The sequence below is a fragment of the Leeia oryzae DSM 17879 genome (assembly GCF_000376945.1).
Lineage (GTDB): Bacteria > Pseudomonadota > Gammaproteobacteria > Burkholderiales > Leeiaceae > Leeia > Leeia oryzae.
Genome location: NZ_AQXU01000007.1, coordinates 1 through 15411, shown reverse-complemented (window position 1 = coordinate 15411; position 15411 = coordinate 1). Strand labels below are relative to the sequence as shown.

Here is a 15411-nt window from a genome sequence, read left to right as displayed (position 1 = left end):
CTGATTGCGCCAATCGCGATGGAAGACGGTCTGCGTTTCGCTATCCGTGAAGGCGGTCGTACCGTTGGCGCGGGTGTGGTTGCTAAGATCATCGAGTAATCAAGAGTTGTGCCGAGGGTGAGTTGTCACCCTCTTTACAGGCCAGTAGCTCAATTGGTAGAGTATCGGTCTCCAAAACCGAGGGTTGGGGGTTCGAGACCCTCCTGGCCTGCCAATCACTCATAAGAGTGCTAAAAAGAGCATTAATAAATAATGACAACGATTGATAAAGCTAAGCTAGCCGCTTCCCTCTTACTGGTAGCGGCTGGCCTTGTTGTGTTCTACTCACTGCATAATCTCCATGTCGCAATTCGCGGTGGCCTGGTGGTTGTTTCCGTCGTTGCTGCGCTTGCTTTGATGCTGACAACCGGTTTGGGTGCTGGCTTTAAGGGGTATGCGGGTGAGTCTCTTAAAGAGGCGCGCCGTGTAACGTGGCCAACCCGTCGTGAAACACTCCAGATGACTGGCGTGGTTTTGCTGTTTGTAGTGGTGTTAGCGATTTTCTTATCTGTAGTGGACTGGGGTCTGTCCAAGTTCTTCTACTCGTTTCTATTGAATAGGGGCTAAGCATGGCGATGAGGTGGTATGTTGTGCATGCCTATTCTGGCTTTGAAAAGAGCGTACAGCGCGCTTTGCAAGAGAAAATCAACCGTGGCAACTTGCAAGACAAGTTTGGCCAGATTCTTGTGCCTGTTGAAGAGGTCGTCGAAGTAAAAGGCGGTCACAAAAGCATTACCGAGCGCAAGTTCTTCCCCGGTTATGTACTGGTGGAGATGGAAATGTCTGACGAGACATGGCATTTGGTGAAAAGTACGCCAAAGGTGACGGGCTTTGTGGGCGGAACCGCCAATCGTCCTGCGCCAATTTCTCAGCGCGAAGTTGACGATATCTTGCACCAGATGCAAGAAGGTGTTGAGAAGCCAAAACCGAAAATTCTGTTTGAAGTTGGTGAGTCAGTCCGTGTTACTGAAGGTCCGTTTACCGACTTCAACGGCTCAGTCGAAGAAATCAACTACGACAAGAGCAAGCTGCGTGTATCTGTGCTGATCTTTGGTCGCGCAACACCGGTTGAACTGGATTTTGCGCAAGTAGAAAAACTCTGATTTTTTGACTTGTGCAAGATATGAATGCCCCGTTTAAAGAAGCGGGGCGTTTGTGTGTAACGGGGAGCAGCTAAAAAACTGCGCTATCACCCATATTTAGGAGTACTAACGTGGCAAAGAAAATTGTCGGCTTGATTAAGCTGCAAGTGCCAGCAGGCAAGGCAAACCCATCTCCACCAATTGGCCCAGCACTGGGTCAACGTGGTCTGAACATCATGGAATTCTGTAAAGCGTTCAACGCTGCAACCCAAGGCCTGGAGCCTGGTTTGCCAATTCCAGTGGTGATTACTGCTTATGCAGACAAGTCATTCACTTTTGTGATGAAAACACCTCCAGCAACCGTGCTGATCAAAAAGGCAATCGGTCTGCAAAAAGGTAGTTCTAAGCCTCATACCGACAAGGTTGGCAAGTTGACTCGTGCCCAGGCTGAAGAAATCGCCAAAACAAAAATGCCAGATCTGACAGCTGCTGATCTGGATGCAGCGGTACGTTGTATTGCTGGTAGCGCCCGCTCAATGGGCGTGGTTTTGGAGGGGTAATCATGGCAAAAATTTCTAAACGTCTGAAAGAACTGCGTTCTAAAGTTGATTCAAACAAGCTTTACGCTATTGATGATGCTTTGGCACTGATCAAAGAGACTGCATCTGCCAAGTTTGATGAGTCTGTTGACGTATCTGTTAACCTTGGTGTTGATGCACGCAAATCTGACCAGGTTGTTCGTGGTTCAGTTGTATTGCCACGCGGTACCGGCAAGACCGTTCGCGTTGCTGTTTTTGCTCAAGGCGCTAACGCCGAAGCTGCAAAAGCAGCAGGTGCAGACATCGTAGGTTTTGAAGATCTGGCTGAACAAATCAAAGGTGGCATGATGGACTTTGATATTGTGATTGCAACCCCAGACGCAATGCGTATCGTGGGTCAGCTGGGTCAAGTATTGGGTCCACGTGGCCTGATGCCTAACCCTAAGGTTGGTACAGTTACGCCTGATGCAGCTACAGCAGTTAAAAACGCTAAAGCCGGTCAGGTTCAATACCGCACTGACAAAGGTGGCATTATCCACTGCACAATCGGTCGCGCATCATTTGATGCTGCAGCCCTGCGTGAAAACTTTGGTGCATTGATCGAGGCTTTGGTAAAAGCCAAGCCTGCATCAAGCAAAGGTGTCTACCTGCGTAAAGTTGCAGTTAGCAGCACCATGGGCTTGGGTGTTCGTGTAGATACAGCTACCGTTCAAGCCTGATAAGAGCAGTTCACGGATGATGAAAGTCATCCGTGCTTTGGGCTACATCACGCACATGCGTGTTGTAGATCGTCAAAGACCGCAGGTATTTTAATTTCTGATGCGTCATATCAGGAGCCTGCGCAGATGGTGATCCCTAATGCAGGATTTATTGGTTTTCCAATTCGCTCCTGAGCTAAGGTCGCCGAGGTGAAGTAACTGATCGCAAGATCAGACTTCGTGTTAATAGGAGGATAGGCCTTGGGTCTCAATCTCGAAGATAAAAAAGCCGTTGTGGCTGAAGTGGCGGCAGAAGTTGCTAAAGCTCAGACCATCGTTCTGGCTGAATATCGCGGTATCCAGGTCGGTCAACTAACTCAACTTCGTGCAAGTGCTCGCAAGTCTGGCGTTTACCTGCGTGTTCTGAAGAACACATTGGTACGTCGTGCTGTGCAAGGTACACCGTTCGAAGGTCTGGCTGAGCAAATGAGCGGCCCGCTGATCTACGGTATTTCCGAAGATCCAGTTGCAGCTGCTAAAGTCCTAAACGACTTTGCAAAAGCTAATGACAAGCTAGTTCTGACCGCTGGTAGCTATGCAGGTAAAGTTCTGGATAAAGCTGGTGTGCAAGCACTTGCTTCTATTCCTAGCCGTGATGAGCTGCTGGCTCGCTTGCTGGGTGTTATGCAAGCACCAGTTTCTGGTTTTGCACGTGCACTTGCTGCATTGGCCGCACAAAAAGGCGAAACAGAGTCAGTTTAATCGATTAACTGATTTTGCAAGCCCATACGATTTTGATTTTGGAGTGAAATACAAATGGCAATTACTAAAGAAGACATCCTTGAAGCAGTTGGCGCTTTGACTGTTATGGAACTGAATGACCTGGTGAAGGCATTCGAAGAAAAATTCGGCGTTTCTGCTGCTGCTATGGCTGTTGCTGCTCCTGCAGCTGGCGGTGCTGCTGCTGCTGAAGAGAAAACCGAGTTCGACGTTATCCTGGCATCTGCTGGCGACAACAAAGTGAACGTAATTAAGGTTGTTCGTGCTATCACCGGTCTGGGCCTGAAAGAAGCTAAAGACCTGGTTGACGGTGCTCCAAAAGCAATCAAAGAAGGCGCATCTAAAGCCGACGCAGAAGCTATCAAGAAACAACTTGAAGAAGCTGGCGCTAAGGCCGAAATCAAGTAATTTTCTTGATTTGAGCAAATCAGGCTGGCGGGAGACCGTCGGCCTTGTTTGCTTTGTAGTTTTTGATACTTTAAAGCACTTTAGATCAGTTTAGACTGCAAACAACAGCCAATTTGTTGGCCGTGCAAGTAAGCTGTTTTTTGCTTTCTGCGGCATTTACCTCCATGGAGTCTCTATGAGTTACTCTTTTACAGAGAAGAAGCGCATCCGTAAGAGTTTCGCCAAACGAGAAAGTGTACTGGACGTACCTTTCCTGCTGGCGACTCAGATTCAGTCTTACACCGCCTTTTTACAGGCTGATGCTACACCTGAAACTAGAAAGTCGGAAGGTCTGCAAGCGGCTTTCAACTCCATTTTCCCGATCGCCAGTCATACTGGCAACGCGCGTCTGGAATTTGTAAGTTACATGCTTGGTACCCCTCCGTTTGACATGACAGAATGTCAGCAGCGCGGTATTACTTACGCGGCACCACTTCGTGCACGTGTTCGTTTGACCATCATGGATCGCGAGGCTAGCAAGCCAACAATCAAAGAAGTGAAAGAGCAAGAAGTCTACATGGGCGAAATTCCATTGATGACTCAATCTGGCTCATTCATCATTAACGGCACTGAACGCGTGATCGTGTCTCAGCTTCACCGTTCGCCAGGCGTTTTCTTCGAGCACGATAAGGGCAAAACCCATAGCTCTGGCAAACTACTGTTCTCTGCTCGTATCATTCCTTATCGTGGTTCTTGGCTCGATTTTGAATTTGATGCAAAAGATCTGCTTTATTTCCGTATTGACCGTCGTCGTAAGATGCCTGTCACGATTCTGCTGCGCGCGCTGGGTTATACCAACGAACAGATTCTGGCTGATTTCTTCTCGTTTGATAAAGTCCGCCTGACCAGTGCTGACGTCAGCATGGACTTGGTGCCAGAACGTCTGAAAGGCGAAGTCGCCAAGTTTGACATCAAAGATGCTGCCGGTAAGGTGATTGTTGCAAAAGACAAGCGCATCACGGCAAAACATATCAAAGACATTGCTACGGCAGGTTTGACCAGTCTGGTTGTGCCGGATGACATGATCGTAGGTCGTGTGCTGGCTAAGAATGTTATTGACCCAGCGACAGGTGAAGTGCTTGCGTTGGCCAATGATGAAATTACAGAGTCATTGTTGAATAAATTGCAGATTTCAGGTGTTAAAGAACTGGATCTGATTTATACCAATGACCTGGACTATGGTGCGTTCATTTCCCAGACTATGCGTCAGGATGAGACAGCAGACAAAAATGCTGCCCGTATCGCGATTTATCGCATGATGCGTCCAGGTGAGCCACCTACTGAAGATGCGGTCGAGACGCTATTCCACCGCTTGTTCTTCGCAGAAGAAACTTACGACCTGTCTAAGGTAGGTCGTATGAAATTCAATCGCCGTATCGGTGTGGATGAAATTACCGGTGCAGGTACATTGTCGACTGAAGATATCGTTGCAGTTATCAAGATTCTGGTTGAGCTGCGCAACGGCCGCGGCGAAGTCGATGATATCGATCACTTGGGTAACCGTCGTGTCCGTTCAGTTGGTGAATTGGCAGAGAACCAGTTCCGTGCCGGTCTGGTCCGTGTAGAGCGTGCTGTCAAAGAACGCTTGTCCCAAGCCGAGTCAGACAACCTGATGCCACACGACTTGATCAACGCCAAGCCTGTGAGCGCGGCAATCAAGGAATTCTTCGGTTCGTCTCAGTTGTCCCAGTTTATGGATCAGACCAACCCGCTGTCAGAAATTACGCACAAACGCCGTGTTTCTGCTTTGGGCCCAGGTGGTCTGACACGTGAGCGTGCAGGTTTCGAAGTCCGTGACGTGCACCCTACGCATTATGGCCGCGTATGTCCGATCGAAACGCCGGAAGGTCCAAACATTGGTTTGATCAACTCTCTGGCTATTTATGCTCGCACTAACGAATACGGCTTCCTGGAAACCGCATACCGTAAAGTGGTTGATGGCAAGGTGACTGATCAGATTGAATATCTGTCTGCCATCGAAGAAGGTCGCTACGTCATTGCTCAGGCGAATGCTGCGCTAGGTGAAGACGGTAGTCTGCTGGACGAGATCGTGACTTGCCGTGAAAAGGGCGAAACGATCCTTGAATCCAAAGACCGCATTCAATATATGGATGTGGCTCCAAGCCAGATTGTATCCGTTGCTGCTTCCCTGATTCCGTTCCTGGAACATGATGATGCAAACCGTGCATTGATGGGTGCCAACATGCAGCGTCAAGCTGTACCTTGCCTACGCCCAGAGAAATCGTTCGTGGGTACCGGTATTGAACGTACGGTAGCTGTTGACTCGGGTACCGCTGTCAAGGCAAACCGTGGCGGTATCGTTGACTACGTGGACGCAGGTCGTATCGTTATTCGTGTGAACGATGATGAGACAAGTGCTGGCGAGGTTGGTGTTGATATTTACAACCTGGTCAAATATACCCGTTCAAACCAGAATACCAACATTAACCAGCGTCCAATCGTTAAAGTGGGCGACCAAGTTGCTCGTAATGACGTGATTGCGGATGGCGCCTCTACTGATTTGGGTGAACTGGCGCTTGGCCAGAACTTGCTGGTGGCGTTCATGCCATGGAACGGCTACAACTTTGAGGATTCGATTCTGATTTCCGAAAAAGTTGTGGCAGATGATCGCTACACAACCATTCACATTGAAGAGTTGTCAGTTGTCGCACGTGACACCAAGCTGGGACCTGAAGAAATTACCCGTGATATCTCCAATCTGTCTGAGCGCATGCTGGGTCGTCTGGATGAGAGCGGTATTGTTCACATTGGTGCTGAAGTTGAGGCCGGGGATGTTCTGGTTGGTAAAGTGACACCAAAAGGTGAAACCCAGCTGACCCCTGAAGAGAAACTGCTGCGTGCCATCTTCGGTGAAAAGGCCTCTGACGTTAAAGATACCTCTTTGCGCGTACCTACGGGCATGAGCGGTACAGTCATCGGCGTTCAGGTCTTCACACGTGAAGGTATCCAGCGTGATGCACGTGCACAGTCCATCATTGATGACGAACTGAAACGCTTCAAGATTGACTTGGCTGACCAGCTGCGTATTCTGGAAAGCGATGCTTTCGAGCGTATCAAGAAAACCCTGACTGGCAAGATCGCCAATGGCGGTCCGAAGAAACTGGTCAAAGGCACCGCTATTGATCTGGATTATCTGGATTCTGTGCTGCCGCATGACTGGTTCGATATCCGCCTGGCCGATGAAGAGGCTGCTCGTCAGCTGGAACAGCAGAAAGATATCCTGGCGCAGAAGCGTCTGGAGTTTGACCAGCTGTTTGAAGAGAAGAAACGTAAACTGACCCAGGGTGACGAGTTGTCTCCTGGCGTTCAGAAAATGGTCAAAGTGTATATCGCTGTCAAACGTCGCCTGCAGCCCGGTGACAAGATGGCCGGTCGTCACGGTAACAAGGGTGTGGTTTCACGCATTGTGCCTATTGAAGACATGCCGCACATGGCCGACGGTACCCCGATGGACATCGTACTGAACCCGTTGGGTGTTCCGTCTCGTATGAACGTGGGCCAGATTCTGGAAACCCACTTGGGTTGGGCTGCAAAAGGCCTGGGTCGCCGTATTGACGAGATGGTGCGTCAACAGCGCAATGTAGAAGAAATCCGTGGGTTCTTGGATAAGGTGTATAACAGTACAGGCAAGTCCGAAGATCTGGACAGCTTTACGGATACCGAAATTCTTGAACTGGCGCAAAACCTGAGAAATGGTGTGCCATTTGCAACGCCAGTGTTTGACGGTGCAAAAGAATCCGAAATCCGTGCGATGCTGGATCTGGCATTCCCTGATGATGATCCTCGCACAGAGGCATTGGGCTTCACGCCGACCAAGACTCAGTTGCGTTTGTATGATGGCCGCACCGGTGAGGCTTTCGAGCGTCGCGTGACCGTAGGTTACATGCACGTACTGAAGCTTCACCATCTGGTCGATGACAAGATGCACGCACGTTCTACAGGACCGTACTCTCTGGTAACGCAACAGCCGTTGGGTGGTAAAGCCCAGTTTGGTGGTCAGCGTTTTGGTGAGATGGAGGTGTGGGCACTAGAGGCTTATGGTGCTGCGTACACTCTGCAGGAAATGTTGACCGTGAAATCCGATGACATTACCGGGCGTACCAAAGTCTACGAAAACATCGTAAAAGGCGACCATAAGATTGATGCAGGTATGCCGGAATCCTTCAACGTGCTGGTGAAGGAAATCCGCTCCCTGGGTATCGATATCGATCTGGAACGCTATTAATCATCGAATGACAGCAGAGGGCTTGTCCCTCTGCGCCCTGGAGGATATATGAAAGGTTTGCTCGATCTTTTCAAGCAAGTAACCCAAGACGAAGAATTTGATGCCATTAAAATTGGCTTGGCTTCGCCTGAAAAAATCCGTTCATGGTCTTTCGGTGAAGTAAAAAAACCGGAAACCATCAATTACCGTACATTCAAGCCTGAGCGTGATGGCCTGTTTTGTGCCCGGATTTTTGGCCCGATCAAAGACTACGAATGCTTGTGCGGCAAATACAAACGCCTGAAGCACCGTGGTGTGATTTGTGAAAAATGTGGCGTTGAAGTTACGCTGGCCAAAGTGCGTCGTGAACGCATGGGCCACATTGAACTGGCTTCACCTACAGCACACATCTGGTTCTTGAAATCCCTGCCATCCCGTCTGGGCATGGTATTGGATATGACACTGCGTGATATTGAGCGCGTGTTGTACTTTGAAGCTTATGTCGTGATTGAGCCGGGTTTGACCCCGCTCAGTAAAGGTCAGTTACTGACTGAAGAAGACTACCTGGATAAAGTCGAAGAGTACGGTGATGAATTCCGTGCCGTGATGGGTGCCGAAGGCGTTCGTGATCTTCTGCGCGCAATCGACTTGGATCCGGAAGTCGAGAAGCTGCACCGAGACCTCGATGCGACTGGTTCAGATACCAAAATCAAAAAAATCGCCAAGCGCTTGAAAGTGCTTGAGGCATTCCAGCGCTCCGGCATCAAGCCAGAGTGGATGGTGATGGATGTGCTGCCAGTGCTGCCACCTGATCTGCGTCCTCTGGTTCCGCTGGATGGCGGCCGTTTCGCCACGTCAGATCTGAATGACCTGTACCGTCGTGTTATTAACCGTAATAACCGTCTGAAGCGCCTGCTTGAGCTGAAAGCTCCAGAAATTATCGTCCGCAACGAGAAGCGGATGCTGCAAGAGTCTGTTGACTCTCTGCTGGATAATGGCCGCCGTGGTAAAGCCATGACCGGTGCCAACAAGCGTCCGCTCAAATCACTAGCTGACATGATCAAGGGTAAAGGCGGCCGTTTCCGTCAGAACTTGCTTGGTAAGCGTGTGGATTACTCCGGTCGTTCAGTGATTGTGGTGGGCCCGCAGTTGCGTCTGCATCAGTGTGGTTTGCCAAAGAAAATGGCACTAGAACTGTTCAAGCCGTTCATCTTCCACAAGCTGGAAGCTTTGGGTATTGCGACAACGATCAAAGCCGCTAAACGTGAAGTTGAGCAAGAAACCCCGGTTGTATGGGATATTCTGGAAGATGTCATTCGTGAGCATCCAATTCTGCTGAACCGTGCGCCAACGCTGCACCGCTTGGGTATCCAGGCGTTTGAGCCAGTCTTGATCGAAGGTAAAGCCATTCAGTTGCACCCACTCGTTTGTTCAGCGTTTAACGCCGACTTTGACGGTGACCAAATGGCGGTCCACGTGCCACTTTCTCTGGAAGCCCAGATGGAAGCTCGCACGCTGATGTTAGCGTCTAACAACGTCCTGTCTCCAAGTAACGGTGATCCGATCATCGTTCCTTCTCAGGATATCGTGTTGGGTCTTTACTACATCACCCGTGACAAAATCAACGGGCGTGGTGAAGGAATGCAGTTCGTGGATGTCGCTGAAGCACTTCGCGCCTACGAAAACAAAGTGATCGAAATGAACACCCGTATCACGGTCCGTATTCGTGAGTGGGTTGCTGCTGAAGAGTCAGAGTTTGTCGAGAAATTTACGCGCTACGAAACCACGGTTGGTCGCGCTATCCTCTCGGAAATTCTGCCTAAAGGCATGCCGTTCAGCTATGTGAACAAGGCACTGAAAAAGAAAGAAATTTCCAAGCTGATCAATGCATCTTTCCGTCGTTGCGGCTTGCGTGACACGGTGATTTTTGCCGACCAGCTGATGTACACAGGTTTCACCTATGCAACCCGTGCGGGTATTTCTATCTGTATCGATGACATGTTGATTCCTGCTGACAAGCAGAAGCTGCTTGCAGAAGCAGAAAAAGAAGTGAGCGAAATCCAGTCACAATACACATCTGGTCTTGTAACTCAGGGTGAGCGTTACAACAAGGTTGTGGATATCTGGGGTCGTGCTGGTGATCGTGTTGCAAATGCGATGATGGCTTCGCTGAAAACCGAGAAGGTTGTGGATCGCGAAGGCAAGACGGTTGATCAAGAGTCATTCAACGCCATTTACATGATGGCCGACTCAGGCGCCCGGGGTTCTGCAGCCCAGATTCGTCAGTTAGCTGGTATGCGGGGTTTGATGGCCAAGCCGGATGGCTCGATTATTGAAACACCAATTACTTCAAACTTCCGTGAAGGTTTGAACGTGTTGCAGTACTTCATTTCAACACACGGTGCGCGTAAGGGTCTTGCGGATACGGCGTTGAAAACCGCTAACTCTGGTTACCTGACACGTCGTCTGGTTGATGTAACACAAGACTTGGTCGTCATCGAGCAGGATTGCGGCACCAAGAACGGTGTGGCAATGAAGGCGGTAGTACAGGGTGGTGATGTTCTTGAAGCATTGCGCGATCGTATTCTCGGCCGTGTTGCTGCAACCGATGTGGTTAACAGCGAAACAGGCGAGACTGTCTACGATGCTGGCACCTTGCTGGGTGAAGACGAAGTTGAGCGTATCGAGGCACTAGGTATTGATGAAGTCAAGGTACGTACTGCACTGACGTGTGAAACACGTTATGGTCTATGCGCCAAGTGCTACGGTCGCGATCTTGGCCGCGGTCATCTGGTCAACGTTGGTGAAGCTGTTGGTGTAGTTGCTGCGCAGTCCATTGGTGAACCTGGTACCCAGCTGACCATGCGTACGTTCCACATTGGTGGTGCGGCTTCTCGTGCCGCTATGGCTAGCCAGGTTGAGACCAAGTCTAATGGTATTGCCCGGTTCGCAAACATGCGCTATGTAACAAGCGCCAAAGGCGAATTGGTCGCAATTTCCCGTTCAGGCGAAGTGGTCATCACAGAAGACAATGGCCGTGAGCGTGAACGTCATAAAGTACCTTATGGCGCTACGCTGCAAGTGACCGATGGTGCAACGGTAAAAGCAGGTCAAGTTTTGGCGACATGGGATCCGCATACTCGTCCGATTATTACTGAGTACGCTGGTCAAGTGAAGTTCGAGAACGTTGAAGAGGGTGTAACCGTAGCTAAACAGATCGATGAGGTTACAGGTCTGTCTACACTGGTGGTTATCGATCCTAAACGACGCGCGGGCTCAACCAAAGGTGTTCGTCCTCAGGTTAAACTGCTGGATGCGCAAGGTAATGAAGTCAAGCTGACAGGTACAGATACGCCTGTAAACATTACTTTCCAGGTTGGTTGCATTATTTCTGTTAAAGATGGCCAGGATGTGAATGTGGGTGATGTGCTGGCCCGTATTCCTCAAGAATCGTCCAAGACACGTGATATTACCGGTGGTCTGCCACGTGTGGCCGAACTGTTTGAAGCTCGCTCACCAAAAGACGCTGGCATGCTGGCTGAAATTACTGGTACGGTTTCATTTGGTAAGGATACCAAAGGTAAACAACGTTTGGTCTTGACAGATTTGGATGGTATTGCACACGAATACCTGATTCCAAAAGACAAGCATGTGCTGGTTCACGATGGTCAGGTAGTTAACAAAGGTGAAACTATTGTTGACGGACCGGTAGATCCACATGACATCCTGCGTCTGCAAGGCATTGAAGCATTGTCTCGCTACATCACTGAAGAAGTTCAGGAAGTGTATCGTTTGCAAGGTGTGAAGATTAACGACAAGCACATTGAAGTGATTGTTCGTCAGATGCTGCGTCGTGTCGTGATCAGCGCGTCCGGTGACACTGATTTCATTCAGGGTGAGCAGGTTGAGCGTGCCGAAGTTTTGATTGAAAATGAACGTGCGGTTGCTGAAGGCAAACAGCCGGCTGAGTATGAAAATATTCTGCTGGGTATTACCAAGGCATCCCTGTCAACAGACTCCTTCATCTCTGCGGCTTCATTCCAGGAAACGACTCGTGTCCTGACCGAAGCTGCAATCATGGGCAAAAAGGATGATCTGCGTGGTCTGAAAGAAAACGTCATTGTGGGTCGTCTGATCCCGGCAGGTACCGGTCTGGCTTACCACAATGCACGCCGCAGAAAAGAAGCAAGTGATGCGGCACAAGAAGAATTTGCCGCAGCAAGTGAAACTGTGGCAGAAGATGGTCAGGCAGAGCAGTTGGCCTGACGAACGGCTGGGTTCGCTCTTGCAATCAACTTGACAAAAGATTGCAAGAGCGAATAGAATCAGCGGTCTTTATATTCGGCGAATTTTGTACGATTCGCCGTATTTTTCATTTCTAGGAAGAAGCAATGCCAACAATTAACCAGCTTGTGCGTAAGCCACGCCAAAGTGCGGTGGTTAAAAGCAAAGTGCCAGCACTGAATGCATGCCCGCAAAAGCGCGGCGTTTGTACCCGTGTTTACACTACAACCCCGAAAAAACCAAACTCAGCGCTGCGTAAAGTTTGTAAAGTCAGACTGACCAATGGTTTTGAGGTGATTTCATACATCGGTGGTGAAGGCCACAACCTGCAGGAACACTCCGTTGTTCTGATTCGCGGTGGTCGTGTGAAGGATTTGCCAGGTGTTCGTTATCACACAGTGCGTGGTAGCTTGGATACCGCCGGCGTTAAAGATCGTAAGCAGTCTCGTTCTAAATACGGTGCAAAACGCCCTAAGGCCTAAGTTTGATCAAGCAGGCGGTTTAATGCCGTCGAGTAAGTGGCTTGCATTTGCAAGTCTCGAGCATAAGCTCAACTGAATAGCATAGAGAGGAAGTAACATGCCACGTCGTCGCGAAGTTCCGAAGCGTGAGGTTTTGCCGGATCCAAAGTTCGGTAATAAAGATTTGTCAAAATTCATGAACGTGATCATGGAAGATGGCAAGAAATCTGTTGCTGAGCGTATTGTGTATGGTGCGCTTGAGCAAATCGAAAAGAAATCCGGTAAAGATGCGCTGGAAATTTTTGTGCAAGCCATCAACAATGCTAAGCCAATTGTTGAGGTGAAAAGTCGCCGCGTGGGTGGTGCTAACTATCAGGTTCCTGTTGAAGTCCGTCCGGCTCGTCGTATGGCATTGGCGATGCGCTGGATTCGTGAAGCAGCACGGAAACGTGGTGAAAAATCTATGGGTCAACGCTTGGCTGGTGAGCTGCTGGATGCGGCTGAGGGTCGCGGTGGTGCCATGAAAAAGCGCGATGAAGTTCATCGTATGGCTGAAGCTAACAAGGCCTTTGCGCACTATCGCTTCTAAGCGAGTGCCTGACTTTGTTCTTTATCACCCTTTTTACAAGGTAGCGAGCTGTGGCACGTAAGACCCCAATCGAACGATATCGTAATATCGGCATCAGTGCTCATATTGATGCTGGTAAGACTACAACAACCGAACGTATTTTGTTCTACACCGGTGTTTCTCACAAAATCGGTGAAGTGCATGATGGTGCGGCGACTATGGACTGGATGGAGCAAGAGCAGGAGCGTGGTATTACCATTACGTCTGCTGCTACTACTTGTTTCTGGAAGGGCATGGATGGCCGTTTCCCTGAGCACCACATTAACATCATTGACACCCCTGGGCACGTTGACTTCACTATTGAGGTTGAGCGCTCAATGCGTGTTCTGGATGGTGCATGCATGGTTTACTGTGCTGTGGGTGGTGTTCAGCCTCAGTCAGAAACAGTGTGGCGTCAGGCTAACAAGTATGGCGTGCCACGCCTGGCGTTCGTCAACAAGATGGACCGTCAGGGTGCAAACTTCTTCCGTGTGTATGAACAGATGCGCTTGCGTCTGAAAGCCAATCCAGTACCAATTCAGGTACCTATTGGTGCGGAAGATACCTTCAAGGGTGTGATTGATCTGATTCGCATGAAGGCTGTCTACTGGGATGAAGCATCTCAAGGTATGAAGTTTGATCTGCGCGAGATTCCAGAGGAGCTTGCTGCGCAAGCTGCAGAATGGCGCGAGAAAATGATTGAGGCCGCTGCTGAATCTTCTGAAGAACTGATGAACAAATACCTTGAAGAAGGTGAGTTGTCAGAAGAAGAGATCAAGCTTGGTCTGCGTAACCGTACCATTGCGAGCGAAATCGTTCCTATGTTGTGTGGCACTGCGTTCAAGAACAAGGGTGTTCAGGCGATGCTTGACGCTGTGATTGAATTCTTGCCAGCCCCAACAGATATTCCACCTGTTAAAGGTGAAAATGAAGACGGCACTCCGGCTGAGCGCGCGGCGGATGATTCTGCCCCGTTCTCTTCTCTGGCATTCAAACTGATGAATGACCCGTATGTCGGTCAGCTGACGTTCTTCCGTGTGTATTCTGGTGTGGTTAAATCAGGTGATACCGTTTACAACTCAGTAAAAGGTAAAAAAGAGCGTATTGGTCGTATCGTTCAGATGCACGCTGCAGATCGTAAAGAGATCGAAGAAGTTCGTGCTGGTGATATTGCTGCTGCAATTGGCCTGAAAGACGTTACTACCGGTGAAACGCTTTGTGATCTGGATAAGGTCATTACTCTGGAACGGATGGAATTCCCTGAGCCAGTGATTCACGTTGCCGTTGAACCGAAAACCAAAGCTGACCAAGAGAAAATGGGTTTTGCGTTGGGTCGTTTGGCAAAAGAAGATCCTTCATTCCGTGTGCGTACTGATGAAGAGTCTGGTCAGACAATTATTTCTGGTATGGGTGAGCTGCACCTTGAGATTATTGTTGACCGTATGAAGCGTGAATTCGGCGTTGAGGCAAACGTTGGGGCGCCTCAGGTTGCTTACCGTGAGACCATTCGCGCGTCTGTTGAAAGTGATGCGAAACACGTTAAACAGTCTGGTGGTAAAGGCCAGTACGGTCACGTTGTGCTGAAACTTGAACCTATGCCTGAAGGCGGCGGTTATGAGTTTGTTGACGAAATCAAGGGTGGTGTAATTCCGCGTGAATTCATCCCTTCTTGTGACAAAGGTATTCAGGACACGCTGAAGAGTGGTGTGGTTGCTGGCTATCCTGTTGTTGATATTCGTGCACGCTTGATCTTTGGTTCTTACCATGATGTTGACTCTTCTCAGTTGGCGTTTGAGCTGGCTGCATCCATGGCCTTCAAGGATGGTATGCGCAAAGCTCAGCCTGTTCTGCTAGAGCCAATGATGGCTGTGGAAATTGAAACGCCAGAAGACTACATGGGTGACATCATGGGTGACCTGTCTTCACGCCGCGGTATCATTCAGGGTATGGATGACAACCCAGCTGGCGGCAAGATGGTGAAGGCAGAAGTGCCTCTGGCAGAAATGTTCGGCTACTCAACTACGCTGCGTTCTATGTCTCAAGGTCGTGCAACCTACTCAATGGAGTTCAAGCACTACTCTGAAGCACCACGTAACGTTGCAGAAGCTGTTATTAACAGCAAGAAATAATCAAGATTTAAGTTAAGGATACGAAAATGGCTAAGGAAAAATTCACGCGGACGAAACCGCACGTTAACGTGGGCACGATTGGTCACGTTGACCATGGTAAAACCACTCTGACCGCAGCGA

The 15411-nt window shown here is 49.5% G+C and carries 13 protein-coding genes and 1 tRNA gene; all 14 read left to right on the top strand.

The genetic code is table 11. The features are described from left to right. Positions 1 to 99, top strand: a 99-nt coding sequence (locus F552_RS20230; RefSeq protein WP_018149684.1) for an EF-Tu C-terminal domain-related protein, incomplete at its 5' end; no start/stop codon positions are given. Between the two features lie 39 nt (positions 100 to 138). Next, positions 139 to 214, top strand: a tRNA-Trp gene (locus F552_RS0100145). Positions 215 to 252: 38 nt separating this feature from the next. Continuing rightward, positions 253 to 606, top strand: coding sequence for a preprotein translocase subunit SecE (secE, locus tag F552_RS0100140; RefSeq protein ID WP_018149683.1), 354 nt, complete (start codon positions 253 to 255; stop codon positions 604 to 606). A gap of 2 nt (positions 607 to 608) precedes the next feature. Continuing rightward, complete coding sequence (nusG, locus tag F552_RS0100135; RefSeq protein WP_018149682.1) at positions 609 to 1142, top strand: transcription termination/antitermination protein NusG; 534 nt, start codon at positions 609 to 611, stop codon at positions 1140 to 1142. Between the two features lie 110 nt (positions 1143 to 1252). Further along, positions 1253 to 1681 carry a 50S ribosomal protein L11 gene (gene rplK / locus F552_RS0100130; protein WP_018149681.1) on the top strand — a complete coding sequence of 143 codons (429 nt, stop codon included), beginning with the start codon at positions 1253 to 1255 and terminating at the stop codon, positions 1679 to 1681. A gap of 2 nt (positions 1682 to 1683) precedes the next feature. Further along, positions 1684 to 2379 carry a 50S ribosomal protein L1 gene (gene rplA, locus F552_RS0100125; RefSeq protein WP_018149680.1) on the top strand — a complete coding sequence of 232 codons (696 nt, stop codon included), beginning with the start codon at positions 1684 to 1686 and terminating at the stop codon, positions 2377 to 2379. 240 nt (positions 2380 to 2619) lie between these two features. Continuing rightward, positions 2620 to 3120: a 50S ribosomal protein L10 gene (gene rplJ, locus F552_RS0100120; protein WP_018149679.1), complete on the top strand. Its 501-nt coding sequence runs from the start codon at positions 2620 to 2622 to the stop codon at positions 3118 to 3120. Positions 3121 to 3174: 54 nt separating this feature from the next. Then, positions 3175 to 3546 carry a 50S ribosomal protein L7/L12 gene (gene rplL, locus F552_RS0100115; RefSeq protein WP_018149678.1) on the top strand — a complete coding sequence of 124 codons (372 nt, stop codon included), beginning with the start codon at positions 3175 to 3177 and terminating at the stop codon, positions 3544 to 3546. Between the two features lie 175 nt (positions 3547 to 3721). Then, a complete protein-coding gene (gene rpoB, locus F552_RS0100110) occupies positions 3722 to 7831 on the top strand; it encodes a DNA-directed RNA polymerase subunit beta (RefSeq protein WP_018149677.1) in 4110 nt (1369 codons plus the stop codon). Positions 7832 to 7879: 48 nt separating this feature from the next. Then, positions 7880 to 12076, top strand: a complete 4197-nt coding sequence (rpoC, locus tag F552_RS0100105) for a DNA-directed RNA polymerase subunit beta' (RefSeq protein WP_018149676.1) — start codon at positions 7880 to 7882, stop codon at positions 12074 to 12076. A gap of 125 nt (positions 12077 to 12201) precedes the next feature. Further along, entirely contained in the window at positions 12202 to 12576 is a 375-nt protein-coding gene (gene rpsL / locus F552_RS0100100) for a 30S ribosomal protein S12 (RefSeq protein ID WP_018149675.1), read from the top strand. 97 nt (positions 12577 to 12673) lie between these two features. After that, positions 12674 to 13144 (top strand): 30S ribosomal protein S7, encoded by a 471-nt coding sequence (rpsG, locus tag F552_RS0100095; RefSeq protein ID WP_018149674.1) that lies wholly within the window; start codon positions 12674 to 12676, stop codon positions 13142 to 13144. Positions 13145 to 13194: 50 nt separating this feature from the next. Beyond that, positions 13195 to 15291, top strand: coding sequence for an elongation factor G (fusA, locus tag F552_RS0100090; protein ID WP_018149673.1), 2097 nt, complete (start codon positions 13195 to 13197; stop codon positions 15289 to 15291). A gap of 26 nt (positions 15292 to 15317) precedes the next feature. Further along, positions 15318 to 15411 (top strand): GTP-binding protein (locus tag F552_RS18080; RefSeq protein WP_018149672.1); only part of this gene is annotated, 94 nt, incomplete at its 3' end.